This is a genomic window from Geodermatophilus sp. SYSU D00779, from assembly GCF_054050595.1.
The window spans coordinates 1-25,983 of record NZ_JBJGZQ010000019.1 but is presented as its reverse complement, the minus strand read 5'-3'; the positions used below and the strand labels follow the sequence as shown (position 1 = coordinate 25,983).

Below are 25,983 nucleotides of genomic sequence, written 5' to 3'. Positions count from 1 at the left end.
CAACGAGCCGTCCACCTGCGCGGACACACCTACAGGATCCCGCCTTCGAATCTGGCCATGCGGGTCCGATCCCCGTCGCCTGCCCCGCGGATCAGCGTGCCTCTCAGGCCTCTGGATGAGCCTCCGGAGGGCCGTTGCTCGTGATCGCTCACGCCGGTCGGCTTAGCACGCCAGGTGGAGGCCCGTGCGCTCTCCTCCCCCGTGACCACTAAGGGTCACGCGGTGAGCCTGAGGACCCGATGGCATCGCGCTGACGGGTGCCTGACCCCCGCGCTGCCCGCGGAGACCCCTGGCGGCCGGGCACCCGTCGTCCTCACCGCCGAGCGGTGATCGAGGAGAGGGCGTTCTCCAGCCAGCTCCGCAGCGCCGGTGCCGGCACCGCGCCGGCCTGCCGCTCGACGACCTGCCCGTGGTGCAGGACCAGCAGGGTGGGAACCGCTCGGACCCCGAACCGCTGCGCGACCCGGGGAGCGGCGTCGACGTCCACCTTGACCAGCTTGATCCGGCCGGCGAAGGACCGGGCGAGGTCCTCCAGGGCGGGGCTCACCATGCGGCAGGGGCCGCACCACGGGGCCCACAGATCCAGCAGGACCGGCAGCGGGGCCCGCTCGGCGATGCCGGCGAAGTCCTGGTCACCGGCGTCGACGATCCAGGGCAGCGCGGTGTGGCACTGCCCGCAGCGGGGGGTGCCCGCCGCGGCGGCGGGCACCCGGTTGCGGCGGCCGCAGGACGGACAGGCCACGACGGTGGGCGAGGTCATCGCGTCCCTCCTCATGCGGCGGTCCGGCCGACCCCGGCCGGGTCGTCGTAGCGGACGGCGAGCCGACCATCGGCAGCGTCGACGCGGATCGTGGCCCCGTCGGCGACGTCGCCGGACAGCAGCGCGCGGCCGATGCGGGTCTCGACCTCACGGGCGATGAACCGGCGCAGCGGCCGGGCGCCGTAGACGGGGTCGAAGCCCTGGCCGGCGATGAACCGGCGGGCGTCCTCGGTCAGCTCCAGGCGCATCTGCCGCTCGGCCAGCCGGGTGGGCAGGTCGCTGACCATGAGCTCGACGATGGTCTCGATCTCGGCCAGGGTCAGCGGTTTGAACAGCACGATGTCGTCGACCCGGTTGAGGAACTCCGGCCGGAAGTGCCGCCGCAGCTCGGCCATGACCGCCTCCCGCGCGTCGGGCTTGATCTCCCCGCCGCCGGTGACGCCGTCGAGCAGGTACTGCGACCCGATGTTCGACGTCATGATCACCACGGTGTTGCGGAAGTCCACGGTGCGGCCCTGGGCGTCGGTGAGCCGGCCGTCGTCGAGGACCTGCAGCAGCGTGTTGAAGACGTCGGCGTGCGCCTTCTCGATCTCGTCGAACAGCACCACCGAGTAGGGCTTGCGCCGCACCGCCTCGGTGAGCTGGCCGCCCTCCTCGTAACCGACGTAACCCGGCGGGGCGCCCACCAACCGGGAGACGGTGTGCCGCTCCTGGTACTCGCTCATGTCCAGGCGCACCATGTTGTCCGCGGAGTCGAACAGCACCGCGGCCAGGGTGCGGGCCAGCTCGGTCTTCCCGACCCCGGTGGGACCGAGGAAGACGAACGAGCCGATCGGCCGGCGCGGGTCCTTGATGCCCGAGCGTGCGCGGATGATCGCGTCGGCGACCAGTTGCACCGCCTCGTCCTGCCCGACCACCCGCTCGTGCAGGATCGCGTCCAGGCGCAGCAGCTTGTCCCGCTCCCCCTCGGTCAGCCGGGACACCGGGATGCCGGTCCAGCGGGAGACGATGCTGGCGATCTCGGCCTCGGTGACGACCTCGCGCAGCAGCCGCCGTCCGCCCTGCTTGGCGGCCAGTTGCTCCTCCTCGGCGGCCAGCCGCCGCTCCAGCTCCGGCAGCCGCCCGTGGCGCAGCTCGGCCGCGCGGTCGAGGTCGTAGGCCCGCTCGGCCTGCTCGGCCTCCAGCCGCACGTGCTCGAGCTCCTCGCGCAGCGCCTGCACCCTGCGCAGCGCGTGCCGCTCGGCCTCCCACTGGGCCCGCATGGCATCGGCCTCGGCGCGCAGGTCCGAGAGCTCCCGGCGCAGCTCCGCCAACCGCTGCTCGCTCGCCGGGTCGCTCTCCTTGGCCAGCGCGGCCTCCTCGATCTCCAGCCGCCGCACCCGCCGGGTGAGCTCGTCCAGTTCGGCGGGCATGGAGTCGATCTCGGTGCGCAGCATCGCGCAGGCCTCGTCGACCAGGTCGATGGCCTTGTCGGGCAGGAACCGGTCGGAGATGTAGCGGTGCGAGAGGGTGACCGCCGCGACCAGCGCGGCGTCCTGGATCGCCACGCCGTGGAAGATCTCCAGCCGCTCCCGCAGGCCGCGCAGGATGGAGACGGCGTCCTCGACCGTGGGCTCGTCGACGATCACCGGCTGGAACCGGCGTTCCAGCGCGGCGTCCTTCTCCACGTGCTTGCGGTACTCGTCGAGGGTGGTGGCGCCGATCATGTGCAGCTCACCACGGGCGAGCATCGGCTTGAGCATGTTGCCGGCGTCCATCGCACCCTGGGCCGCACCGGCGCCGACCACGGTGTGCATCTCGTCGACGAACAGCAGGATGCGCCCCTCGGCCGCGCGGACCTCGTTGAGCACCGCCTTGAGCCGCTCCTCGAACTCGCCGCGGTACTTCGCACCCGCCACCAGCGCGCCCATGTCGAGGGCGAAGATGGTCTTGTCCCGGAGGCCCTCGGGGACGTCCCCGCGGGCGATGCGCTGGGCCAGCCCCTCCACGATCGCGGTCTTGCCGACCCCGGGGTCGCCGATGAGCACGGGGTTGTTCTTGGTCTTGCGGGACAGGATCTGCACCACGCGGCGGATCTCGGTGTCCCGGCCGATGACCGGGTCGAGCCTGCCCGCGGTCGCGTCGGCGACCAGGTCGCGGCCGTACTTGCTCAGCGCCTCGTAGGCCACCTCGGGCATGGCCGAGGTGACCCGCTGGTTGCCGCGGATGTCGGTCAGCGCGGACAGGAACCGCTCCCGGGTCAGACCGTGCGAGCGCAGCAGCCGCCCGGCCGCGGTGGCGCTGCCCTCCTCCAGCAGCGCGATGACGAGGTGCTCGACGGAGACGTACTCGTCCTTGAGCCGCTGCGCCTCCCGCTCGGCGGTGTCGAGCAGCCTCGACAGCCGCTGGGTGACGTACACCTGCCCGGGCGCGGCGCCCGGCCCGGTCACCCGGGGCCGGCGGCCGAGCTCGGCCTCCACGGCGGCGCGCAGCTGGTCGGGATCGGCGCCGGCCTGGGACAGCAGCCGCGCGGTCAGGCCCTCGGGCTGGTCGAGCAGCGCGAGCAGCAGGTGCTCCCCGTCGACTTCGGTGTGCCCGAGGCGCAGCGCCTTGGTCTGCGCGTCGTGCAGGGCCTCCTGGGACTTCTGGGTCAGTCGGTTGAGGTCCACGTCAGCCTCCGTTAGCCGTCCTGTGCGTGAACTGACTGGTCGTCGGGCCGGAGGGCCGCTGTGCCCGCCGCAACGCCGCCTCCAGCTCGTCGATGCGCTCGAGCAGGTCCAGGACCAGCCCGACGGCGGCGTAGTTGAGCGAGAACCCGGCCCGCAGCCGCTGGATGCGCGCGAGGGTGGCCAGCTCCGTCGGCGGCAGCCACAACGCGTCGGTCGTGTCGCGCTGGGCCTGCAGCAGCCCGAGCGCGACGAGTCGGCGCACCAGATCCGGGTGCAGCCGCGCCCGGACGGCGAAGGTGTCCAGGTCCAGCAGCTGGCCCCGGCCCCGGCGTACGAGGGCGTACGTCATCTCGACCTCCTGGCCTGCGTGCGCGGGTTGAACGTCGAGACCGCGGCGAGTCGGGAGAACAGCTCCCGTTCGGTCTCCGTCAGCCGGTGCGGCACCACGATGCGGACCTCGGCGTAGAGATCGCCCGCTCCACCGCGGGGATCGGGCAGGCCGCGGTGGCGCAGCCGCAGCCGCCGCCCGCTCGACGTCCCGGCCGGCACCTTGACCTTGGCCTCGCCGTCGGGGGTGTCGACGGCCACCGACGTGCCCAGCGCCGCCTCCCAGGGAGCCAGCGGCAGGTCCACGTGCAGGTCCCGGCCCTCGACCCGGTAGCGGGGGTGCGGAGCGAGCCGGACGACGAGGTACAGGTCGCCGGGCGGCGCACCGCCGCTCCCCTGGCCGCCCTGGCCGGCCAGCCGGATCCGCTGCCCGTCGGTGACCCCGGCCGGGATGTTGACCTCCAGGGTGCGCGGTCCGTCCGGTCCGGACAGCGTCAGCGACCGGCGTCCGCCGCGGTAGGCCTCCTCCACGGTCAGCTGCAGCTCGGCCTCCTGGTCCGCGCCGGGGACCCGCCCCCAGCCGCTGCGGGTGCGGCCCGCGGTCCGGGGGCCGGCCCGGCCGCCGAACACGCCGCCGAGCAGGTCGTCGAGGTCGATGCCCTCGGTGAAGCCGCCGGTACCGAAGCCGGGGCCGCCGACCCAGACCTGCTCGCTCTCCGGCCCCCAGCCGGTGGACCAGCCAGATCCGGGGCGCCCCCCGGCTCCGGCCGCCGCGCCGGTGCGGGAGCGCCGCCAGGTCTCGGGATTCACGCCCTCGGGGACCTGGCGGAAGTCCGGGCCGAAGGCGTCGTACCGCCTGCGGGTCTCGGGGTCGCTCAGGACGTCGTACGCCTCGGAGACCTCCTTGAACCTCTCCTCGGCGGCCGGGTCCTTGTTGACGTCGGGGTGGTACTGGCGGGCCAGCTTGCGGTAGGCGCGCTGGATCTCCTCGGAGCTGGCGCCGCGGTCCACCCCGAGCGCTGCGTAGTGGTCACGGGTGGCCATCACCGCGCTCCCGCATCCCGCCGGTCCCTGTCGTGCTCACCGTCGCCCGTGGCCGGCGCGGCCGCCACGACGACGGACGCCGGACGCAGCTGCCGCTCCCCCTCCCCGTAGGCCGGTCGCACCACCTCCAGCACCGTGCCGGCGGGCACGTGCGGGGCGGGGGTGGCGGCGACCGCCTCGTGCCGGTTCGGGTCGAAGACCGCCCCGACGTCGTCGCGCCGCGGGAAGCCCAGTCCGGCGAGGACGGCCAGGGCCTGGTCGCGGATGCCGCGGACCCCGTCGACGATCGCCGTCGGGTCGGCCGTGGCGTGGGCCAGGGCGAGCTCCAGGTGGTCGAGCACCGGCAGCCAGGCCGCTGCGGCCTGCGCCCGCTCCCGAGCGCGCAGCTGCTCGGCGTCCCGCGCGTGGCGCTTGCGCAGGTTGTCCAGGTCGGCCAGCGCCCGTCGCCAGCGGTCGCCCAGCTCGTCCACCTGCTGTTCGAGCTCCTCGATCCGGTGCTGCAGCTCGACGACGTGCGGATCGGTGCCGGCGGCGGCCGGCCCCGCACCGCCGGCCGGAGAGCCGGCGGGCGGGGTGCCGGGGGCGACCACCTCGGCCCCTGCAGTGGGGAGATCCCGCTCAGGCATCGATCGTCACCACCTCACTCGTCGACGATCTCGGCGTCGATCACGTCGTCCCGGGGACCACCGGAGGACGCGGACGGCCCTGCCCCACCGGAGGCAGCCCCGCCGGACGGGCCGGCGGCCATGCCGTGGAAGACCTGCTGCAGCTCGCCGGTCAGCGACCGCAGCCGCTCCAGCGGCGCCGCGTCGTCCTTGACCGCCTGGCGGGCATCGGCGACGAGCATCTCCGCGCGGGCCTTCTCGTGCACCGGCACCGCGTCGCCGAGCTCGGCCAGCCGCCGCTCCACCTGGTAGGCAGCGGAGTCGAGGGTGTTGCGGGCCTCGACCAGCTCACGCAGCCGGGCGTCCTCGGCCCGGTGCCGCTCCGCGTCGGCCACCATCCGCTCCACCTCGGTCTTGTCCAGGTTGGAGCTCTCGCTGATGGTGATCTGCTGCTGCTTGCCGGTGTCCTTGTCCCTCGCGGTGACGTTCAGGATGCCGTTGGCGTCGATGTCGAAGGTCACCTCGACCTGCGGCACCCCGCGGGGCGCCGGCCGGATGTCCTCCAGCCGGAACCGGCCCAGCACGCGGTTGTCGCTGGCGCGCTCCCGCTCTCCCTGCAGCACCACGATGTCGACGGCGGGCTGGTCGTCCTCGGCGGTGGAGAAGACCTCCGAGCGGCGGGCCGGGATGGTGGTGTTGCGCTCGATGACCTTGGTCATCACCCCGCCCATGGTCTCGACGCCGAGGGACAGCGGGGTGACGTCGAGCAGCAGGACGTCCTTGACCTCGCCCTTGATCACCGCGGCCTGCAGCGCGGCGCCGAGCGCGACCACCTCGTCGGGGTTGACCGACATGTTCGGGTCCTTGCCGCCGGTCAGCCGGCGCACCAGGTTCTGCACCGCGGGGATCCGGGTCGAGCCACCGACCAGGATCACCTCGTCGATGTCGGCGGCGGTCACCTTGGCGTCGGCCATCGCCTGCTGGACCGGGCCCATGCACCGCTCCACCAGGTCGGCGGTGATGGATTCGAACGTCGACCGCATGAGGGTCGTGTTCAGGTGCTTGGGTCCGCTGGCGTCGGCGGTGATGAAGGGCAGGTTGACCGTGGTCTGGGTGACCGAGGACAGCTCCACCTTGGCCTTCTCGGCGGCCTCGAACAGCCGCTGCAGTGCCTGCGGGTCCTTACGCAGGTCGATGCCCTGCTCACGCTGGAACTGGTCGGCCAGGTGGTCGACGACCCGCCGGTCGAAATCGTCACCGCCCAGGTGCCCGTCGCCGGCGGTGGCCCGGACCTCCACGACCCCGTCGCCGACGTCGAGCAGGCTGACGTCGAAGGTGCCGCCGCCGAGGTCGAAGACCATCACCGTCTCGTTGGTCTTCTTGTCCAGGCCGTAGGCCAGCGCCGCCGCGGTCGGCTCGTTGACGATCCGCAGGACGTCGAGCCCGGCGATCCGGCCGGCGTCCCGGGTGGCCTGCCTCTGCGCGTCGTTGAAGTACGCCGGCACGGTGATCACCGCCTCGGTGATCTTCTCGCCGAGGTACTTGGCGGCGTCCTCGACCAGCTTGCGCAGCACCTGCGCGGAGATCTCCTCGGGGGCGTACTGCTTGCCGCGGACGTCGAACCGCACCGCACCCTCGGGCCCGGCCACGACGTCGAAGGTGACCGCGTCCTTCTCGCTGGAGACCTCGCCGTAGCGGCGTCCGATGAACCGCTTGGCCGAGTAGATGGTGCCCTTGGAGTTCAGGATCGCCTGCCGGCGGGCCAGCTGCCCGACCAGCCGCTCGCCGGAGTCGGTGAACGCCACCACCGACGGGGTGGTGCGGGACCCCTCGGCGTTGGTGATGACGGTGGGCTTGCCGCCTTCCACCACGGCGATGACGGAGTTGGTGGTGCCCAGGTCGATACCTACCGCCTTGGCCATCTCGACCTCCCGTTGTGCTCGATAGGAAGAAGAGTCAGAAAGGCACGTCTGACAGGGTCACCAGCCGGTGGGGCTATGGCTCTGCTCCCCTTACGCCGATGTGCCGCGGCTCGTGGGCCGACGACTGCTCGCCCGGCAGCAGCGCCGCCTGCCGACGGGCTGCCTGCCGCTGGGCGTCGACGCGCTGACGCGGTCGGCCCGGGTCAGCCGGGCCGCCGGCCGGTTCGGCGAGCGGCACCGTGCGCACGGCGACCAGCTGGAAGTGGATCCAGGTGGCCCCGCACCGCGGACAGCTGAGTGATCCGGGCGCGGTCGGGGACGGCACGGGGATGCCGTTGAGGGAGTGGTACTCCCAGGTCAGGCCGTGCCCGTCCTCGACGTGCTGCACGTCGTAGTCGGTGCTCCAGGTGTGGCCGCACCCGCCGCAGGTGAAGCGGTAGCGCTCCACCGCCATCTCCTTCAGCAACTCTGCTCACCTCCTCCCTCCATCGCCCGCGGGACCGCGCTGCCGGCGCGGGCAACCGTGGACGAGAGCCCGCTGAGCACCTCCGGTGCGCCTCGGCGACCGCGACGCCGTCCGCGGTGGACGGTGGCCCCACCGCGGGTCGGCACACCGTCCACCGCGCGGTCGGTCAGCGCGGTCGGTCAGCCCTGCCGGGAGACGCCGACCTCCGGGGACTGCTCGCCGGACTGCTGCGACCCGCCGGCCGACAGCCGCCGGCCGCGGCCGTCCGTCTGCACCTCGATCCGGCGCGGCTGAGCGGACTCGGCCACCGGGATGGTCAGCACGAGCACGCCGTTGTCGTAGGTCGCCGCGACCTTGCCGGTGTCGAGCGCGTCGCCGACCTGCACCTGACGGGTGAAGGTGCCCTGGGGCCGCTCGGCGAGCAGGACGTTGTGGCCCTCCCCGTACTCGGCGCTGCGCTCGGCCCGGATGGTGAGCAGGTTGCGCTCACGGGTGATCTCCACGCTGGCCGGGTCGACGCCCGGGAGGTCCAAGGCGGCGTGGTGACCGTCGTCGGCCTGCCACACGTCCATCGGCATGCCCAGCGGGGTCCGCCGCCCCGACACGAGCTGATCGGTCAGCCGATCGAAGGCCCGGAAGGGGTCCCCGAACGGCTCGAATCGCATCACGCTCACGGTTCCTCTCCTTCCTGACGGTCGTGGGCCTCGTGCGGTGCACTGGTCCTCGCCCGACCTGCCCGGCGGGCACGAGACCCGGAGCCCGCTGGTGACGTACGGCGGCCCCGCGCCATCCGATGCCGCCGTCCGGGTGCAGCAGAGGAGTCAGGCGCCCCATCGCGACCTCCGTGGCTCCCTTCGCGTACCGGCCGCGTCAGTTCCACACTATCCTGAACTTCCAGTGGTAAACAGAACTTCCCTCATGCGGATGCTTCAAGTTCTTCCGGTCGCTCCGATGCTCGGCAAGGCGCCCCGCGCTCGGACCCGGGCAACCGCACGGTCGGCACGCCGTGGTCGAGTCGGGCGTCGACCCCGTCCGCGTCGACGCCGACCGGCAGGTCGACGGCTTGCCCCTGTGGATCCCCGTCGACCGGCGACCCGTCGCGGGGCGACCGGGGGCTCGAACCCGGCGGGACGGGGACCGGCGATCCGGGCCCGAGCCACCGAGCCGGCGACGCGGTCCGACCCCCGTCACCGGCTGACCGTCCCGGCCCCCCGCTCCTCCGCCAGCAAGCGGGCCATCGCGTCGCTCGCCTTGAGGCCGGAGCCGGTGAGGACCAGGACGACGCTGTCGCCGGCCGACACGTGGCCTTCCCGCGCGAACTGCTCGAGCGCCGGGACGACCTGACCGCACGTGGGCTCGACGTACAGGCCGGTCGCAGCGAGCGCCAGGGTCGCGGCGCGGAGGTCCTCCTCCCGCACCGCGGTGGCCGAGCCGCCGCTGCCCCGGACGGCCGCGAGCACCTCGCGGTCGCGGACCGGCCGGGCGATGGCGGTGCCCTCGGCGATCGTCGGCTCCCAGGTGCGCGGCTCGACGCTGTCGCGACCGGCGGCCAGCGCCTCGACCAGCGGGCTGCACCGGGCGGGCTGGGACACCAGGATCCGCGGCACGCGCGCGATCTCACCGGCCCGCCGCAGCTCGGCGAACCCGATCGCGCAGCCGAGCACGAGGCTCCCCGCGCCGGTCGGGAGGACGACGGCGTCGGGCGCGGTGAAGCCGAGGTCCTCCCAGATCTCGTAGGCGATCAGCTTGGTGCCCTGGAGGAACATCGGGTGCCAGTTGTGGCTCGCGTAGAAGCGCTCCCTCGACCGGCGGACGGCCTCGTCGGCGGTGTCCTGCCGGGTCCCCGGGACCAGCTCGACCGTGGCGCCGTGCAGCCGGCTCTGCAGGACCTTGGCGGACGACGTCGACGCCGGGGCGAGGATGAGCGCGTCCATGCCGGCGGCCGCGCTGTAGGCGGCCACCGAGGACCCGCCGTTGCCGCTGGAGTCCTCCAGCAACGCGGTCACGCCCTGGGCGCGCAGGGCGCTGACCATCACGGAGACCCCGCGGTCCTTGAAGCTCGCGGTGGGGTTGACCGCCTCGACCTTGACCGCGACGTCCAGGCCGGCGAGGCGTCGCGGCAGCAGCGGCGTCCGGCCCTCCCCCAGGGTGACCGGCGGCAGGTCGGGCAGCGGCAGGGCCGCCCGGTACCGCCACTGCGACGGCACCGTCGGGTCGATCGCGTCCCGGGCGATGCCCGGCAGCGGCTCGACCATGAGCGGCGACCCGTCGTCGCCGCACCAGCGGAGCTCGTCGAGGGGGTAGCGCCGGCCGGCGCGGTCGACGACCCCGGGCGGGGTGGTGCGCATCGGGTCTCCCTGCGTCGTGCCGTCGGGGCGGGCGGCCTGGTCGGGGCCGGGACCCCAGCCTCGCGCACGCGGGCTGCGGGACCGGCACGGCGCTCGGGCGGGGTTCCGGCACGGCGCCGAGCGGCTATGGTCGGCGGGCCCGAGCCGCGGGTCCCGCCGTCCTCCGGAGTGCCCCATGACCGGCTCCCGGCTGCGCACCTCCGATCCCCGGCCCCGTGCCGAGACCCCTCCGCCGCTGTCCGTGCTCCTGGTCATCGACTCCCTCGACGGAGGTGGCGCCGAGCGCTACGTCGTCGACCTCGCCGTCGCGCTGCGCCGGCGCGGGTGGTCGGTGCACGTGGCCTGCTCGGCGGGCGGGGTCCGTGCCGCGGCCCTCGCCGAGGCCGGGGTGCCGGTCACGGTCCTGCTCGACGAGCTGGTCAAGCGGCGGGTCAGCGGCCGGTACGAGAGCGCGCTGGCGCGGCTGGTCACCGAACTGCGGCCGGCCGTCGTGCACGCCCACCTGTTCGCCAGCGCGGCCGCCGCCGTGCACGCCGTCCGCGACCAGCCGGTGCCGCTGATCGTCACCGAGCACACCGAGGGGCCGTGGCGGGACCGCCGGGCGCGCGCGGTGAGCGGCTTGGTCTACCGGCACGCCGACCGGGTGGTCGCCGTCTCCTCGGCGATCCGCGACCTGCTGGTGACCGGCTACGGGGTCGCGCCGGAGCGGGTGGAGGTGCTCCTGCCGACCGCGGCCGCGCCGCCGGCCGCGGGCAGTGCTCCCCCGGACCCGGGACGGCCGGTGGTCGGGCTGGTGGGCCGGCTGGTCCCGGAGAAGGGCGTCGACGTCTTCCTGCGGGCCGCCGCGCTGGTGTCGGGCGTCGTCCCGCAGGCACAGTTCCTCGTGGTCGGCGACGGGCCGCTGCGGCCGGACCTCGAGCACCGCGCGGCGGTCCTGGGGCTGGCCGGCGCGGTCACCTTCACCGGGTACCGCTCCGACGCGCCGCGCCTGCTCGCCGGCCTCGACGTGCTCGCCGTGCCCTCCCGGTCCGACGGGTCCCCGCTGGTGGTCTGCGAGGCCATGGCCGCGGGCGTGCCGGTGGTCGCCAGCCGGGTGGGCGGGCTGCCCGACCTGGTCGAGGACGGCGGCAGCGGGCTGCTGGTGCGCCCGGGCGAGGCCGAGGACCTGGCCCGGGCGCTGGTGTCGCTGCTGCTCGACCCGGAGTCGGCCCGGCGGCTCGGCGCCCACGGCCGCCGGCTCGCCGCGAGCCGCTCGCACGATCGCCTGGTCGACCGGATGACGCAGCTCTACACGAGTGTGGCCGGGGCCGGGGCCGGGGCCGGGGCCGGGGCCGCGGTCCGCTGACCGCCGCACCCCCGTCCGGAGTCTCGCCGCGAGCCTGCGAGTGGTGAGGAGGACGGGGTCCGCTCTCAGGCCGGCGGCTCGACCGGCAGGCCGAGCCGCCGGAACAGCTCGTTGTCGAGGTCGAGGAAGCTGGAGATGTGCGCGACCCGCCCGGCGCGCACCTCGAGCACGTGCAACGCCCACGGCTCGTGCCCGCCGCCGGCGCGGGGGCGGTACTGGGCGAAGGCCGGCGCCCCGTTGGCGAGGGTCGGCAGCACCCGGGAGCCGCGGCACTCCGCGCCGGGGCCGAGCATCCAGGTGGCGATGTCGGCCCGGCCGCGCAGCCACATCTCGAGCGGCGGCATGTGCTGGGTGGCGTCCTCGTGCAGCAGCGCGACGAGGCCCTCCACGTCGTAGCGCTCGAAGGCGTCGACGTAGCGATCGAGCAGAGCCCGGTGGACGTCGTCCAGCGGCTCGGTCTCGACCTCGCCCCCGACCTCGGCCATCGTGGCGCGGGCCCGCTGCAGCGCGCTGTTGACCGACGCGACGGTGGTGTCGAGCAGCTGGGCGACCTCGTCGGCCCGCCAGCGGAGCACCTCGCGCAGCAGCAGCACGGCCCGCTGGCGCGGCGGCAGGTGCTGCAGCGCGGAGACGAAGGCCAGCCGGATCGACTCCCGCTGCACGGCCTGCTCGGCGGGGTCGGCGTCCTCGGCGACGACCAGCCGGTCGAGCACCGGCTCCACCCACGCCGTCCCCGGCCGGCGGGCGGCCAGCGAGGCCTCGACCGGCTGCCACGGCGAGCCGGAGAGGTCCATGGGCAACGCCCGCCGCTGCCGGCCGGAGAGCTGGTCGAGGCAGACGTTGGTGGCGATCCGGTACAGCCAGGAGCGCAACGCCGAGCGGCCCTCGAAGTCGGACAGGCCGCGCCAGGCGCGGACCATCGTCTCCTGCACGGCGTCGTCGGCGTCGAACGCCGATCCGAGCATCCGGTAGCAGTAGCCGGTCAGCTCCCGCCGGTGTTCGAGCAGGCGAGGATCGAGTTCGTCGGTCAGCACGGTCGTCACGTGTCCTCCTCGGGCCTGGGCCGCGACAGCTCACCACAGGACACCGACGGAACGGGAGGTCCCTCGGCTACTGGTAACTGATCAGGTCAGGGCGCGGCTCGACGGCGACCGTCTCCTCCGGGGAGAGCACCGGGACGTCCTCGTCGTAGAAGTTCTTCCAGCCCCAGGCCACCTCGTCGGGCTCGGTCTGCCGCAGCGTCCGCCAGGTCGCCTGCTTGTCGCCCTGACGTCCCTGGCCGTCGGCGTGCACCATGAGCGCCAGCTCGTCGCGGGAGGTGTCCAGCCGGTCGCGGTCCGGGATCATGTCGACCCGGAACTGGTGCAGCAGGAGCAGCTTCTGCGGCAGGTCGCCCGCGCGGGTCAGGTCGGCCAGCCAGGTGACGACCTCGTTGACCTCGTCGATCGACACCGACCCGATCTGGGTCAGGTGCACCTCGTTCGGGCCGAGCCGCCACTCGGGGTCCAGCGCCAGCCCGACGTGCGGCAGCTCCAGCAGCGAGCGGTACTGCTCGGCCTGGGTGACGAAGTCGGTGCGCCCGGGCTGCAGGTCGATGACCACGTACATGCCCGCCTCGCCGGCCGCCTCGACCCAGGGCCGCAGCTCCTCGACCGGCAGCTCGGTGGAGTAGTTGCCGTCCGGCCCGGCCACCGAGGAGGCGACGGTGGCGATGACCTCGAAGGCGGGGACGACGGTGGCGTCCTGCACCAGCGGTTCGTAGTCGGCCGCGTGGGCCTGCGCCCGCTCGACGGAGGCCGGCAGGTCCTGCTCGCCGAGGACGCCGAGCGCGCCGGTGCCCGGGCTGCCGTAGAGGGCGACGAGGAAGTGCTGCGGGAAGAGCAGCTGGCCACCGCCGGGCAGCTGCCGGCCGGTGGCGGCGGTCTCGAGCTTCCAGTCCAGCCCCTCCTCGGCGCCGAACCCGGCGCCCAGCGCCACCACGGTCCCGGGCTGCTGCTCGCCCAGCAGCTCGACCAGCTCGGCGGAGCCGCGCGGGTCGGTGCCCCCGCCGGTCAGCTGCACCCGCGCCCCGGCGGCCCGGGCGGTGGCCACGCCGGCCAGCGCCTCCGGGGCGCCGGTGCTCACGACGACGGTGTCCTCGAGCGGCTCGGCGCGCTCGACGACGGGCAGCTCGCCGTCCCCCGCCTCGTCAGCGGCCGGCCCGGTGCCGGTGGGCTGCAGCGCGGTCGGCTGCTCGGGGTCCAGCCCGGCGACCGCGGCCACCGCGTCGTCGGCCTCCACCTGCTGTGCCTCGCCCAGCTCCAGGCCGGTCACCTCGGCGACGGCGTCCGGGGCGGCCGGGACGGCGACCACCTCGGGGCCGCCCTTCCCGCCGTCGCCGCCCTCGGCGGCCCCGACCGCGAGGACCGTCGTCGTGCCGAGGCGCTCCAGCTCGCCGCTCAGGGCGTCGGCGGAGCCGCCGCCGGCCGGCTCGAGCAGCAGCGGGACACCGAGGCCGGTGGCCGCCGAGGCGCCCAGCAGCGTGCCGGCCGCGTCGCCGTCGCGGGCGACGACGACGACGTCCGCGCGGTCGAACAGGGCCCGGCTGGCGGAGGCGGCCGCGGCGACGGGGTCCTCGTCGGCCACGAGGGTGAGGCGGGCGTCGGGCGCGGAGGTCGCCACACCGGTGCCCTGTTCGGCCTCGTCGCCCGAGGCCGCACCGCAGCCGCTGACCAGCAACGCCACGGTCACGGCGATCGGCACCGTCGGAGAGCGCACGGCTCCCTCCCCCGGCCGGGCGCACGGTCGTGCGGGAGCGCGACGGCGGTGGCCGCGCCCGGCCCCCGGCGACCCTAACGACGCAACGGCCCTGGACAGCGGGCCGTCTGTCGCGACCGCGAGCTGTTCGGGCCGATCGCCAGGGCGCGGCGGGCCGCGCTCCCCGCGGATCTCCGCCACGCTCAGGGCCTGACCGGCGACCCTCGCCCACCCGCACCGCTGACCGGGAGGTCACCCACCGTGCAACCCGATGACGCCCCCGAGGTCCGCGTCCTCGTCAACACCAACGTGTCCATGTCGCGGCACAAGGCGGCGGCGCAGGCCGTGCACGCCGCGCTGGCCGCCTTCGGCATCCCCCACGGGCGGGTCGTCGTGCTGGGCGGACGGCCGGACGAGGTGGCCGCGATGGACGTCGTCGTCCGGGACGCCGGCCGCACCGAGGTGGCGCCCGGGACCCTCACCGCCGGTGCCACGGTGGTCCGCTGAAGGAGGACCCCGTCCTTCCGCCTCGGAGGAGGACCCCCTGCCCCCCGCGGCTCGCACGCTCGCGGCGGGACCCAGCAGGGGCCGGCGAGCCCTGGGACGGGGCCGGGTAGACAGCTGGGGTGACCGACCTCGCCGACCAGCTGCGCCCCGCCACGCCCGAGGACTGGCCGTCGTTCAGCCGGGCCTTCTTCACCACGTTCGCCGAGGAGCCGCCCGCCTCCTTCGTCGACGCCGTCCCCGCGCACGCGGAGCTGGACCGTTCGCTCGGGCTGTGGGAGGGCGACCGGGTGGTCGCGACGTCCGGCGTCCACAGCCGGGAGCTGACCGTGCCCGGCGGCGCCGTCCCCTGCGCCGCCGTGACCTGGGTGAGCGTCGCGCCCAGCCACCGGCGGCGCGGCGTGCTCACCGCGGTCATGCGGCGCCAGCTCACCGAGTTCCACGAGCAGGGGCGCGAGCCGGTCGCGGCGCTGTGGGCCTCGGAGTCCTCGATCTACGGCCGCTTCGGCTACGCGCCGGCCACCGAGCGCGGCAACCTCTCCGGCGACGTCGCCCGGCTGGCGCTGCGGCCGGACGTCGACCTCGGTGCGGGGCGGGTCGAGCAGGTCGGCGTCGAGGACTTCCGCGCGGCCGCCGTGGGCCTGCACGACCGGGTCCGCCGGTTGGTGCCCGGCAACCTCGCCCGCGACGCCCGCTGGTGGGACCGCGGCCTGGAGGACGATCCGGCCCGGCGCCACGGCGCGTCCGAGCGGCGCTTCCTGCGGCACGTCGAGCCCGACGGCACGGTGACCGGCTACGCCGCCTACCGCGTCCGGTCGGCGTGGACCGACGACGGCCAGGCCGACGGCACCGTCGTCGTCGAGGAGGTGCGCTCCCTGACGACGCCGGCGTACGGGTCGCTGTGGCGGTTCCTGCTGTCGCTGGACCTCGTCCGCACGATGCGGGCGCCGACCGCCTCGCCGGACGACCCGCTGCGGCACCTGCTGGCCGAGCCGCGGGCGCTGCGCGCGCAGCCGTACGACGCGCTGTGGGTGCGGCTGGTCGACGTCGGCCGCGCGCTGGCCGCCCGCCGCTACCCGGCCCGGGTCAACCTGGTGCTCGAGGTGCGCGACCGGTTCTGCCCCTGGAACGACGGCCGCTGGGCCCTTGTCGGCCACCCGGCCGGCGCCTTCTGCTCGGAGACCGATGCCGACCCCGACCTCGTGCTCGACGTCGAGGCGCTGGGCGCGGCCTACCTCGGCGGGGTGTCGCTGGCGACGCTGCAGGCGGCCGGCCGGGTCACCGAGGTCAGCCCGGGTGCGGTCACCCAGGCCGGGACGGCGTTCCGCTGGCCGGTGACCCCGTGGTGCCCCGACGAGTTCTAGACGGACTCCTCGCGGGTGGGCAGCCCGCCGGCCGGACGGCGTCGGTCGCGCTCGTAGTCGGTGATGAGGCCGATCCGGCGCACGTGCCGCTCCTCGTCGCTGAACGGCGTGGCGAGGAAGTGCAGCACCAGCTCGGTGGCCTCCTCGACGCTGTGCTGGCGGGCGCCGATCGAGACGACGTTGGCGTCGTTGTGCTGGCGGGCCAGCTCGGCGGTCTCCCGGTTCCACACCAGCGCGGCGCGCACCCCGGGCACCTTGTTGGCCGCGATCTGCTCGCCGTTGCCGGAGCCGCCGATGACCACGCCGAGGCTGCCCGGCTCGGTGACCGTCCGCTCGCCGACCTCGAAGCAGAACGGCGGGTAGTCGTCCTCCGCGTCGTACTCGAACGCCCCGCAGTCGACCGGCTCGTGGCCGGCGTCGGCGAGCGCCTGCTTGAGGTGCTCCTTGAACTCCAGGCCGGCGTGGTCGGTCCCGACGAAGACGCGCATGGCGGCGAGTCTGTCAGGCTGCCCGGGTGGCGGTGCTGGGTGTCGACGGGTGGCGCGGCGCCTGGGTCGGCGCCCGGCTGGACGGCCGGGAGGTGGAGCTGCTGGCGCTGCCCGACGCGGCCGCCGTCCTCGCCGTGCCGGACGTCGAGGTGGTCGGCATCGACATGCCGATCGGTCTGTCCGACACCGGGGTGCGGGCCTGCGACGTCCTGGCCCGGGAGCTGCTCCGCCCCTACGGCGCCGCGAGCTCGGTCTTCCCCACCCCGGTCCGGGCGGTGCTGGCCACCGACGACTACGCCGAGGCCCGGGCCCTCTCGCGGGCGGCGACCCACCCCCCGCGGGCGCCGTCCGCCCAGTCGTTCCAGCTGGTGAAGGCGATCCGGTCGCTGGACGACGCCCTCGGCGAGCCACCGGCCGAGCACGTCGTGGAGGTGCACCCCGAGCTGGCCTTCCGCGCGCTGGACCGCGCCGTCCGGGACCCGAAGGGCACCGCCCGGGGGATGGCCCAGCGGCTGGCCGCCCTCCGCACGGTCATGGACGTCGACGCCGCGCTGCTCGGCGCTCCCCCGCGGGTGCCGGCCGTGGACGCGCTCGACGCCTGCGCCGCCGCCTGGTCGGCCCGGCGGATCGCCGACGGCAGCGCGGGGTGCGTCGGCGACGGCGCGACCGACGCCCGCGACCGGCCGATGCGCATCTGCTGGTAGCAGGAGGACCTGCCTCAGGTCACCCGGCGGACGACGGGCAGCGGTAGCACCCGCAGCAGCCCGGCGATCGGACGCCACGGCCACTCGGGGACGTAGGCGCGCACCGGCTCCCGCTCGACGGCCGCGGTGAGCGCGTCCACGCCGGTGTCCAGGTCGACGGTGAACGGGCCGCGGCGGCCGACGTTGATGTCGGTGGCGATGTAGCCGGGCAGGATCGTCGAGACGGCGATCGGCGTCCCGTGCACGTCGGAGCGGATCCCCTCGGCCAGCGAGTTCAGCGCCGCCTTGCTCGCGCCGTACGCCGTCCGGGTACCGCGCATGCCGCGGATCGAGGCGACCGACGAGATCAGCACGAGGTGACCGGAACCCTGGGCGCGGAAGAGCTCGACCGCCGCCTCGCACTGGGCGTGGGTGCCGAGCACGTTGGTGGCCAGGATCGCCCGGTTGGTCGCTGCCGCACCGGTGCCGATGGGGACCCCGTTGCCGATGCCGGCGTTGGCGATCACGCGGTCCAGTCCGCCGAGCCGTTCGGCCAGCGCCGGCACGACCGTGGCGACCGAGTCGGCGTCGTCGACGTCCATGGCCGCGACCTCGACCCGGATGCCGGGGTGGGCGGCGAGCAGCTCGCGCTGCAGGGCCTCGAGGCGGTCGGACCTGCGCGCGACCAGCGCCAGGTCGCGGCCCATCGCGGCGAAGCGGCGGGCCATGCCCTCGCCGAGACCGGAGCTGGCGCCGGAGATCAGGATGCGCTGGCGGAGGGGGTGCGGCACCCGCTGAGGATGCCGCACCCCGTCCGCGCCGGGATCAGCGGCGGCCGGTCAGCTCGAGGGCGTCGGCCGGCACGGAGTCCATGTCGGGGCCGGAGAGCCGGGTCCGCTTGAGCTCCCAGAAGTCGGGCAGGTTGGCCAGCAGGACGGCGCCGTCGAAGGCCTTGCCTGCGGCCTCACCGGTGGGCACCTTGCTGATGACCGGGCCGAAGAACGCCACGCCGTCGATGTGCATGACCGGGGTGCCGACGTCGTCGCCGACCGGGTCCATGCCCGCGTGGTGGCTCTTCTCGAGGGCCTCGTCGTACTCGGTGGAGGTGGCGGCCTCGGCCAGCGAGGCCGGCAGGCCCACCCGCTCCAGCGCGGGGGCGATCAGCTCGTCGAGCTCCAGGCCCTCGTGGTGACGCAGCGTGCCCATGGCGGTGTAGAGGTCACCGAGGACCTCGTCGCCGTGCTGCTGCGCCGCGGCGATCGCGACCCGCACCGGGCCGATCGCCTGCTCCATCATGCGCTGGTACTCCTCCGGCAGGTCCCGGCCGCGGTTGAGCACCGCCAGGGACATGACGTGCCAGTGCAGATCGATGTCGCGGACCTTCGCGGCCTCCAGCACCCAGCGGCTGGTCAGCCACGCCCACGGGCACAGCGGGTCGAACCAGAAGTCCACGCGGGCCTCCACCGGCGCGCTCTGCACTGCCTCGGTCATGCGTTCCGCTCCTCGCGTCGTCCTGCCCGGCGACGGTGCGCGCGCCGGGGTCGTCTCTGCCGGTGCCAAGCCGGGCCGCGGAGCCGTTGTTCCCGCGGTCGCCCGGGCGTGGCGTCCCCCGGTCCAGATCGGGGGCGTGTCCGGGGGCCGTGGGAAGCTCCCCTGCGTGGCCGTACCCAACCTGACCCGCGATGACGCCGCCGCCCGCGCCCGACTGCTGGCGGTCGACAGCTACGACGTCCAGTTCGACCTGACCGACGGCGCCGGGCGTCCCGGCGAGCACACCTTCGGGTCGACGACGACGGTGCGGTTCACCTGCCGCCGACCCGGGGCCGACACCTTCATCGACCTGGTCGCGGAGAAGGTCCGCTCCGCCACGCTGAACGGCGAGCCGCTGGACGTCTCCGCCTACACCGAGGAGGGCGGCCTGCCGCTGCCGGGCCTGGCCGCGGAGAACACCCTCGTCGTCGAGGCCGACTGCCGGTACTCCAACTCCGGCGAGGGGCTGCACCGCTTCGTCGACCCCGAGGACGGGCAGGTCTACCTCTACACGCACTTCGAGCCGGCCGAGGCCAAGCGGGTGTTCACCTGCTTCGACCAGCCCGACCTGAAGGCCACCTACACCGTGCACGTCACCGCGCCGTTCGACTGGCAGGTCGTCTCCAACACCGGCGAGCGCACCGTCGAGGCCGGCCCCGGCGGCTCCCAGCTGGTGCACTTCGCGCCGACGAAGCGGCTGTCGACCTACCTGCTCGCGCTCGTCGCCGGCCCCTACGCGCGGGTGACCGACTCCCACGACGGCATCCCGCTGGGGCTGTACTGCCGCGCCTCGCTGGCCCAGCACCTCGACCCGGAGGAGCTGTTCCAGGTCACCAAGCAGGGCTTCGACTTCTACCACCGGGTCTTCGACTACCCGTACCCGTTCGACAAGTACGACCAGCTGTTCGTGCCGGAGTTCAACGCCGGGGCGATGGAGAACGCCGGCGCGGTGACCTTCCTGGAGGACTACGTCTTCCGGTCCAAGGCCACCCGGGCGCGCTACGAGCGGCGCGCGGAGACGGTGCTGCACGAGCTGGCGCACATGTGGTTCGGCGACCTGGTGACCATGCGCTGGTGGGACGACCTGTGGCTCAACGAGTCCTTCGCCACCTACATCTCCACGCTCTGCCAGGCCGAGGCCACCGAGTACACGACCGCGTGGACGACGTTCGCCAACACCGAGAAGGCGTGGGCCTACGCGCAGGACCAGCTGCCCTCGACCCACCCGATCGCCGCCGACATGGTCGACGTCGCCGCGGTCGAGGTGAACTTCGACGGCATCACCTACGCCAAGGGCGCCTCGGTGCTCAAGCAGCTGGTGGCCTACGTCGGCCGTGACGAGTTCCTGGCCGGGATCCGCCGCTACTTCCGCACCCACGAGTACGGCAACACCACGCTGGCCGACCTGCTCGGCCCCCTGGAGGAGAGCACGGGCCGCGACCTCACCGAGTGGGCGCGGCAGTGGCTGGAGACCAGCCAGGTGAACACGCTGCGGCCGGTCCTCGAGCTGTCCGACGACGGCCGGTACGCCCGCGTCTCGATCCAGCAGACGGCGGTGCCCGAGCACCCGGTGCTGCGGCGGCACCGGCTGGCCGTGGGCCTCTACGACAAGGGGCCCGAGGGGCTGACCCGGCGCACGCGGGTGGAGCTGGACGTCGAGGGCGAGCTGACCGAGGTCCCCGAGCTCGCCGGCCACCCCGTGGCGGACCTGGTGCTGGTCAACGACGACGACCTGACCTACGCCAAGCTGCGGCTCGACGAGCGCTCGCTGGCCACCCTGCAGGAGTCGATCCGCGCCATCCCCGACCCGCTGCCGCGCGCGCTGTGCTGGTCGGCGGCCTGGGACATGACCCGGGACGCCGAGCTGCCGGCCCGCGACTGGGTGGCACTGGTGCTGGCCGGGGTGGACGCCGAGACCGAGATCAGCGTCGTCCAGTCGCTGCTGGCCCGGGTGCAGTCGGCGCTGACCAACTACGCCGACCCGCGCTGGGCCGAGACCGGCTGGCGGGCCCTGGCCGACAAGGCGCTGGCCGCCCTCGAGGCCGCGGAGCCGGGCAGCGACACGCAGCTGCAGTGGTCGCGCACCTTCGCCGCCGCCGCCCGCACCGAGGAGCACGCCGCCGTGCTGCGCGGCCTGCTCGACGGCTCCCGGGTCGTCGAGGGGCTGCCGGTCGACGCCGACGCCCGCTGGGCCTTCCTGCACGGCCTGGTCGCCATCGGCGCGGCCGGGGACGCCGAGATCGCCGCCGAGGAGGCGCGCGACGCCACGGCGACCGGGCAGCGGCGGGCCGCGACCGCGCGGGCGCTGCGACCCACGGCCGAGGCCAAGGAGGAGACCTGGCAGCGGGCGTTCCACGACGACACCGTCCCCAACGCGGTGCACGAGGCGATGCTGCAGGGCTTCTGGCACCCGGCCCAGCGCGCGCTCACGGCCGGCTACGTCGACCGGTACTTCGCCGACATCCGCCCGCTGTGGGACCGGCGTCCCGGCGAGATCGCCAAGAACGCGGTGCAGTACCTGTTCCCGCCGGTGGTCGAGCTGCGCACGGTCCAGGCCGCCGACGCGTGGCTGGCCGACCCCGAGCACCCCGCGCCGCTGCGCCGGCTGGTCGCCGAGGGCCGCGACGGGATCGCCCGCTCGCTGCGGGCCCGGGAGCGGGACGCCGCCGAGAGCGACTGAGGCATCGAACGCGAGAGGCCCAGGACCCGGCGGGTCCTGGGCCTCTCCGGTTCGACGAGGTGTCCTGAGGAGCGGGGACTCGAAGGGCCCCCGACGAAGGACGGGGCGGCGGGCCCTGCGGCAGGATCCCGCCGCGAGCCTGGTGAGGTACTGGAACGGCCCCCTTCCAGGGGTCCGCCCTGAGCCTGCGAAGGGTGGGGAGGAAGGGGGTCCTTCTCTCAGTGGGTGCGCAGTCCCCGCGGGTGGCCGGCCTGGTCCGACAGCTGGCGCAGACCGTTGACGATGCCGCCCACCAGGTCGCCGGAGGCGAAGGCGTTGGTCATCGACAGCACCGCCAGCGCGCAGGCGCGGTCGGGCAGCCGGCGCGCGGCCGCGGCACCGGTGACGACCTCGACGACCCGCTGGCCGGGCGAGACCGCGATGAGCACCGAGTCGGGCAGGTCGGAGCCGGAGCGCTCGAAGAGCTCCTCGGCGCGGGCACGGGTCTGGGGGCCGAGGTCACCGATGTAGAGGGTGAAGCGCAGCCCGGTCTCCCGGGAGGACATGGTCAGCGCCTCGTCGAGGCGCAGCAGCTCCTGGTAGCTGAAGACCGAGTCCGGGGCCTCGGCCTCGTCGGCGCGCGTCGCCATGGTGCCGGCAGACGTCGCGGTGTCGTGCGACGTGCCTTCGAGCACGCGGGTCATCTCCGGCCTCCGTGGGGGGTCTCAGGGGTGCTGCGGTGGACGGGCACGTCGGTCACCAGGTCCCGCGGGCGCCACCGAACGGCCGCGCCGCCGCCGCGGCGGAGGGCCCGGCCGCGAGGGCGCGCGCGCCGGTGGCGCCGTGCGAGTCGCCCCCGCCGTACCCGCCGGACTGACCGGGAGCACCCGGGCCGTGCTGCTCGGGGTACATGGACGAGCCCAGCGCGGTGGTCCCGTCGCCCGGGACGCCGGCAGGGCCGTGCGCCTCGGTGGGGCCGTGGCCGCCACCACCGACCGGGTGCGGCTCGTACCAGACCGGCTCGTGGTCCCACGCCTGGCCGGGCTTGTAGCGCAGCTTCTTGCGCCGCCCGGGGACGAGGGTGAGCAGGGCCAGGACGGCTATCAGCGCCAGCGGCGCCACCGCGTAGACGAGGAGGGTCTCGACGACGGTCACGCCCCTCAACCTACCGGCACCCGCCGTTGCTCTCATGGTCAGTCCCAGGACGGCGGGTGGCGGTGCGCCCAGGGGTGGGCGGCCTCCAGCTGGGCGGCCAGCGAGAGCAGCGTGACCTCGTCCGCGGGCCGCCCGACGAGCATCGTCCCGACCGGCAGCCCGTCGCCGGTCCAGTGCAGCGGGACGCTGACCGCGGGCTGGCCGGTGACGTTGAAGACCGCGGTGAACGCGGCGTAGCGCTTCTGCCGCTCGAAGTCCGCGGCGCCGTCGCCGTCGGCGTCGAACCAGCCCAGCGGCCGCGGCGTCATCGTCGTGACCGGCGCGAGCAGGACGTCGTAGCGGTCGGTCGCGGTGACGAAGCGTCGGGCGAACAGCCGCAACGCGGTGAGCGCCTCCATGGCCTGCCGCGCCGACAGCGCCAGGCCGCGGGCCCGCAGCTCCCGGGTCAGCGGCCGCAGCTCGCCGACCCGCTCGGGCGGCACCGGCAGCAGCGTCCCGGACAGGGTCCACACCCGCTCGAAGGCGGTCAGGACGTCGGGGCCCAGCAGCCCGGGCGGCACGTCCTCGACCTCGTGACCGAGCTCCTCGAGCAGCCGTGCGGCGTCGTCGAACGCGGCCTGCACCGCCGGCTCCAGCCCGGCGTCGGCCATGGGCGACTCCAGGTACCGGCCGACCCGCAGCCGGCCGACCGGTCGGTCGGCGGCGCCGAGGAAGGTCTCGCCGGGCGGCAGCGGCGGCGCCCACGCCGGGTCGCCGGTGACCGCCCCGGCCATCGCGTCGAGCAGCGCCGCCGTGTCGCGCACGGTGCGGGCCAGCGGGCCGTTGGTGCCCAGCCCGGTGACGTCGCCGCCGAGGGGCGCGTTGCTCACCCGGCCGCGGGTGGGCTTGAGGCCGACCAGGCCGTTGATGCTGGCCGGGATGCGGATCGACCCGCCGCCGTCGCTGCCCTGCGCGACCGGCAGCATCCCGGCGGCCACGGCGACCGCCGCTCCCCCGCTGGAGCCGCCGGCCAGCCGGCCGGGGTCCCACGGGCAGCGGGCCGGGCCGACCAGCGCGTTGTCGGTGTAGCAGGGGAAGCCGAACTCGGGTGTGTTGGTCTTGCCGATGCTGATCGTCCCGGCCTCGGCCAGCCGGGTCACCACGGCGTCGTCGACGGTGGGCACGTTGTCGGCGAGCACGGTGCTCCCGAACGTCGTCCGGACGCCGGCGGTGTTGTTGAGGTCCTTGACCGCCGTCGGGACGCCGAGCAGCGGCGGCAGCTCGCCGCCCTCGCGCAGCCGGCGCTCGGCACGGCGGGCTGCGGCCAGCGCGCGCTCCGGGGTCACGGTGAGGAAGGCACCGAGGCCGGCGTCGAGGGCCTCGACCCGGCGCAGCGCGTGCTCGACGAGCTCGGGAGGGCTCACCTCCCGCGACCGGACGGCGGCCGCCTGCTCCAGTGCGGTGAGGTCGTGCAGCTGGGTCACGGTCGGCGACGGTAGCGGCGACGGGTACACAGGACGGCGTGGACCTGACCCGGGCCGCCGCCGAGGCCCTCGACGCCGCCGACCCGCTGGCCACCTTCCGCGAGCGGTTCGCCGGCGCCGGGGAGGACGGGCTGCTCTACCTGGACGGCAACTCGCTGGGGCGGATGCCGGTGGAGACGCCGGCCGCGCTCGCGCGGGTGGTGGAGGAGGAGTGGGCGCGGGGCCTGGTGCGCTCGTGGTCGTCGTGGGTGGGCGCCGCCACGCGGGTCGGTGACCTGCTCGCCGAGGGGGTGCTCGGCGCGCGGCCCGGCGAGGTGCTGGTGGCCGACTCGACGACGGTCGACCTGTACAAGCTGCTGGTGGCCGCCGCGGACGCCCGGCCGGGCCGCGACGTGCTGGTGTGCTCCGCCGACGACTTCCCCACCGACCGCTACGTGGTCGCCGGGGTGGCGCAGGCGCGCGGGCTGACGGTGCGCGAGGTGCCCGCCGACGTCGACGAGGGGCTGGACCCGGCGGTGCTGGCCGCGGCGCTCGACGAGCGGGTCGCCGTCGTCGTCCTGTCGGCGGTCGCCTACCGCTCCGGGGCGCTGGCCGACGTCGCCGCGGTGACCCGGACGGCGCGGGAGGCCGGGGCTCTGGTGGTCTGGGACCTGTCGCACGCCGCGGGCGCGGTGCCGGTCGACCTGGCGGCCGACGGCGTTGAGCTGGCCGTGGGCTGCACGTACAAGTACCTCAACGGTGGGCCGGGAGCCCCGGCCTTCCTCTACGTGCGCCGTGAGCTGCAGGAGCAGCTGCGGCAGCCGATCTGGGGCTGGTTCGGCCAGCGCGACCAGTTCGCCATGGGCCCGGCCTACGACCCGGTCCCGGGCGTCGAGCGCTTCGCCGTCGGGACGCCGCCGGTGCTCGCGCTCGCCGCGGTGGAGGTCGGCGCCCGGCTGGTGGCCGAGGCCGGGGTCGACCGGCTGGCGGCCAAGGGCCGGGCGCTCGGTGAGCTGGTCGTCGCCCTCGCCGACGCCTGGCTGGCGCCGCACGGCGTCGCGCTGGCCTCGCCCCGCGACCCGGCCCGCCGCGGCGCGCACGTGACGCTGGCCTCCCCGTCGGCCTGGCAGCTCACCCAGGCACTGGTCGACCGGGGTGTCGTCCCGGACTTCCGGACGCCGGACCGCGTCCGGCTGGGCCCGGCGCCGCTGTACACCCGCTTCGTCGACGTCTGGGACGCGATGGCCTGCCTCCGCGACGTGCTGGCGAGCGGGGCGCACGAGGGGTACCCCACCGCGCGCGCCCGCGTCACCTGAAGGAGGACCCTCGTGCACCCCACCACTCGCGAGCTCGCGGCGGGGCCCTGCACGAGGGCCGTTCCAGCACGTCACCAGGGCCTCAGGACTCGGCGAAGACCACGAGGTTCTCGGTCGAGGCCCGGCCACCACCCCGCTGGAAGCAGGTGATGAGCACCAGCCGGCCCGGGTGGGCCTCCCACACCTCGGTGGCGCCGGGCAGCTCACCCTTGGCGTACCGCTCGGTGCGCACGACGGTGTAGCCGACCGTGCCCTGCGGGGTGCTGACCTCGATGACGTCGCCGGCCCCGAGGGTGCTGCCGCCGCCGTCGGGCTCCATCAGCGGGTCGAAGCCGTACTCGCCGGTGCCCGTCGAGTGGGCGGCGAGGTAGAGGGTGTTGTCGGCCTGCTCGGCGCTGCCGACCGGGTCGCCGTACGGGTCGAGCCAGTAGGCCGCGGTCAGCGTCGGCGGGTTGATGGACCCGTCCCGCGGGCTCAGGGGCAGGACCGGCAGGTCCACGTCCAGCGCGGGGATGGCCACGTGCACGTCGGACGAGGGCGTCGGCAGGGCGACCCCCTCCGGCGGCAGCGTGGGCTGCGCCTCCTCGACGTGCGGCGGAGCCGCGGTGGCCGCGGCCACCGGGTCGGGGGACCCGGTGGCC

The 25,983-nt window shown here is 75.0% G+C and carries 24 protein-coding genes; 6 read left to right on the top strand and 18 right to left on the bottom strand.

Annotated features, from left to right (window positions below; genetic code table 11):
- Nucleotides 1-313 precede the first annotated feature (313 nt).
- The 9 genes from trxA to ACI79G_RS15870 form a co-directional block, all read right to left on the bottom strand.
- Nucleotides 314-760 carry a thioredoxin gene (gene trxA / locus ACI79G_RS15910; RefSeq protein WP_456882087.1) on the bottom strand — a complete coding sequence of 149 codons (447 nt, stop codon included), beginning with the start codon at nucleotides 758-760 and terminating at the stop codon, nucleotides 314-316.
- 11 nt (nucleotides 761-771) lie between these two features.
- Nucleotides 772-3,408: an ATP-dependent chaperone ClpB gene (gene clpB, locus ACI79G_RS15905; protein ID WP_456882086.1), complete on the bottom strand. Its 2,637-nt coding sequence runs from the start codon at nucleotides 3,406-3,408 to the stop codon at nucleotides 772-774.
- A gap of 1 nt (nucleotide 3,409) precedes the next feature.
- Complete coding sequence (locus tag ACI79G_RS15900) at nucleotides 3,410-3,757, bottom strand: chaperone modulator CbpM (protein ID WP_456882085.1); 348 nt, start codon at nucleotides 3,755-3,757, stop codon at nucleotides 3,410-3,412.
- Complete coding sequence (locus ACI79G_RS15895; protein WP_456882084.1) at nucleotides 3,754-4,779, bottom strand: DnaJ C-terminal domain-containing protein; 1,026 nt, start codon at nucleotides 4,777-4,779, stop codon at nucleotides 3,754-3,756. The genes ACI79G_RS15900 and ACI79G_RS15895 overlap by 4 nt, the downstream gene beginning before the upstream one ends.
- Nucleotides 4,779-5,405: a nucleotide exchange factor GrpE gene (locus ACI79G_RS15890; protein WP_456882083.1), complete on the bottom strand. Its 627-nt coding sequence runs from the start codon at nucleotides 5,403-5,405 to the stop codon at nucleotides 4,779-4,781. The genes ACI79G_RS15895 and ACI79G_RS15890 overlap by 1 nt, the downstream gene beginning before the upstream one ends.
- A 14-nt stretch (nucleotides 5,406-5,419) precedes the next feature.
- Entirely contained in the window at nucleotides 5,420-7,306 is a 1,887-nt protein-coding gene (gene dnaK / locus ACI79G_RS15885; RefSeq protein WP_456882082.1) for a molecular chaperone DnaK, read from the bottom strand.
- A 73-nt stretch (nucleotides 7,307-7,379) separates the two neighbouring features.
- Complete coding sequence (locus ACI79G_RS15880; protein WP_456882081.1) at nucleotides 7,380-7,772, bottom strand: hypothetical protein; 393 nt, start codon at nucleotides 7,770-7,772, stop codon at nucleotides 7,380-7,382.
- A gap of 179 nt (nucleotides 7,773-7,951) precedes the next feature.
- A complete protein-coding gene (locus ACI79G_RS15875; protein ID WP_456882154.1) occupies nucleotides 7,952-8,437 on the bottom strand; it encodes an Hsp20/alpha crystallin family protein in 486 nt (161 codons plus the stop codon).
- Nucleotides 8,438-8,959: 522 nt separating this feature from the next.
- Nucleotides 8,960-10,120 (bottom strand): threonine synthase, encoded by a 1,161-nt coding sequence (locus ACI79G_RS15870; protein ID WP_456882080.1) that lies wholly within the window; start codon nucleotides 10,118-10,120, stop codon nucleotides 8,960-8,962.
- Between the two features lie 175 nt (nucleotides 10,121-10,295).
- Between ACI79G_RS15870 and ACI79G_RS15865 the strand changes: the two genes are divergently transcribed.
- Nucleotides 10,296-11,465: a glycosyltransferase gene (locus tag ACI79G_RS15865; RefSeq protein WP_456882079.1), complete on the top strand. Its 1,170-nt coding sequence runs from the start codon at nucleotides 10,296-10,298 to the stop codon at nucleotides 11,463-11,465.
- Nucleotides 11,466-11,530: 65 nt separating this feature from the next.
- On the opposite strand, the gene ACI79G_RS15860 is transcribed toward ACI79G_RS15865, so the two are convergent.
- Together ACI79G_RS15860 and ACI79G_RS15855 are read right to left on the bottom strand one after the other, a co-directional pair.
- On the bottom strand, nucleotides 11,531-12,508 hold the full coding sequence (locus ACI79G_RS15860) for a sigma-70 family RNA polymerase sigma factor (protein ID WP_456882078.1): 978 nt from the start codon (nucleotides 12,506-12,508) through the stop codon (nucleotides 11,531-11,533).
- Between the two features lie 67 nt (nucleotides 12,509-12,575).
- Nucleotides 12,576-14,222 (bottom strand): hypothetical protein, encoded by a 1,647-nt coding sequence (locus tag ACI79G_RS15855; protein WP_456882077.1) that lies wholly within the window; start codon nucleotides 14,220-14,222, stop codon nucleotides 12,576-12,578.
- Nucleotides 14,223-14,462: 240 nt separating this feature from the next.
- Between ACI79G_RS15855 and ACI79G_RS15850 the strand changes: the two genes are divergently transcribed.
- The gene (locus ACI79G_RS15850; protein ID WP_091216222.1) at nucleotides 14,463-14,708 is read left to right on the top strand and encodes a hypothetical protein; all 246 of its coding nucleotides are present in this window, start codon (nucleotides 14,463-14,465) and stop codon (nucleotides 14,706-14,708) included.
- A 119-nt stretch (nucleotides 14,709-14,827) separates the two neighbouring features.
- On the top strand, nucleotides 14,828-16,069 hold the full coding sequence (locus ACI79G_RS15845; protein ID WP_456882076.1) for a GNAT family N-acetyltransferase: 1,242 nt from the start codon (nucleotides 14,828-14,830) through the stop codon (nucleotides 16,067-16,069).
- Here the strand turns inward: ACI79G_RS15845 and ACI79G_RS15840 are convergent.
- Nucleotides 16,066-16,557, bottom strand: coding sequence for a ribose-5-phosphate isomerase (locus ACI79G_RS15840; protein ID WP_456882075.1), 492 nt, complete (start codon nucleotides 16,555-16,557; stop codon nucleotides 16,066-16,068). The genes ACI79G_RS15845 and ACI79G_RS15840 overlap by 4 nt on opposite strands.
- A gap of 26 nt (nucleotides 16,558-16,583) precedes the next feature.
- On the opposite strand from ACI79G_RS15840, the gene ACI79G_RS15835 reads away from it, so the two are divergent.
- Nucleotides 16,584-17,261 (top strand): DUF429 domain-containing protein, encoded by a 678-nt coding sequence (locus tag ACI79G_RS15835; RefSeq protein WP_456882074.1) that lies wholly within the window; start codon nucleotides 16,584-16,586, stop codon nucleotides 17,259-17,261.
- Between the two features lie 14 nt (nucleotides 17,262-17,275).
- Here the strand turns inward: ACI79G_RS15835 and ACI79G_RS15830 are convergent, their stop codons facing one another.
- Together ACI79G_RS15830 and ACI79G_RS15825 are read right to left on the bottom strand one after the other, a co-directional pair.
- Nucleotides 17,276-18,031 (bottom strand): SDR family oxidoreductase, encoded by a 756-nt coding sequence (locus ACI79G_RS15830; RefSeq protein ID WP_456882073.1) that lies wholly within the window; start codon nucleotides 18,029-18,031, stop codon nucleotides 17,276-17,278.
- Between the two features lie 34 nt (nucleotides 18,032-18,065).
- Nucleotides 18,066-18,731, bottom strand: coding sequence for a mycothiol-dependent nitroreductase Rv2466c family protein (locus tag ACI79G_RS15825; RefSeq protein ID WP_456882072.1), 666 nt, complete (start codon nucleotides 18,729-18,731; stop codon nucleotides 18,066-18,068).
- A 166-nt stretch (nucleotides 18,732-18,897) separates the two neighbouring features.
- On the opposite strand from ACI79G_RS15825, the gene pepN reads away from it, so the two are divergent.
- Complete coding sequence (gene pepN / locus ACI79G_RS15820) at nucleotides 18,898-21,450, top strand: aminopeptidase N (RefSeq protein WP_456882071.1); 2,553 nt, start codon at nucleotides 18,898-18,900, stop codon at nucleotides 21,448-21,450.
- A 218-nt stretch (nucleotides 21,451-21,668) separates the two neighbouring features.
- Here the strand turns inward: pepN and ACI79G_RS15815 are convergent, their stop codons facing one another.
- Genes ACI79G_RS15815 through ACI79G_RS15805 form a run of 3 tightly spaced genes read right to left on the bottom strand, consistent with a single transcriptional unit; the run spans nucleotide 21,669 to nucleotide 24,047 of the window.
- Nucleotides 21,669-22,133: a DUF5130 family protein gene (locus ACI79G_RS15815; RefSeq protein ID WP_456882070.1), complete on the bottom strand. Its 465-nt coding sequence runs from the start codon at nucleotides 22,131-22,133 to the stop codon at nucleotides 21,669-21,671.
- A 52-nt stretch (nucleotides 22,134-22,185) separates the two neighbouring features.
- Nucleotides 22,186-22,584, bottom strand: coding sequence for an aa3-type cytochrome oxidase subunit CtaJ (ctaJ, locus tag ACI79G_RS15810; protein WP_091216199.1), 399 nt, complete (start codon nucleotides 22,582-22,584; stop codon nucleotides 22,186-22,188).
- Between the two features lie 38 nt (nucleotides 22,585-22,622).
- Entirely contained in the window at nucleotides 22,623-24,047 is a 1,425-nt protein-coding gene (locus ACI79G_RS15805; protein WP_456882069.1) for an amidase, read from the bottom strand.
- Nucleotides 24,048-24,085: 38 nt separating this feature from the next.
- On the opposite strand from ACI79G_RS15805, the gene kynU reads away from it, so the two are divergent.
- On the top strand, nucleotides 24,086-25,342 hold the full coding sequence (kynU, locus tag ACI79G_RS15800) for a kynureninase (protein ID WP_456882068.1): 1,257 nt from the start codon (nucleotides 24,086-24,088) through the stop codon (nucleotides 25,340-25,342).
- Between the two features lie 82 nt (nucleotides 25,343-25,424).
- Here the strand turns inward: kynU and ACI79G_RS15795 are convergent.
- The coding region (locus tag ACI79G_RS15795) for a class F sortase (protein WP_456882067.1) at nucleotides 25,425-25,983 on the bottom strand (559 nt) is incomplete at its 5' end.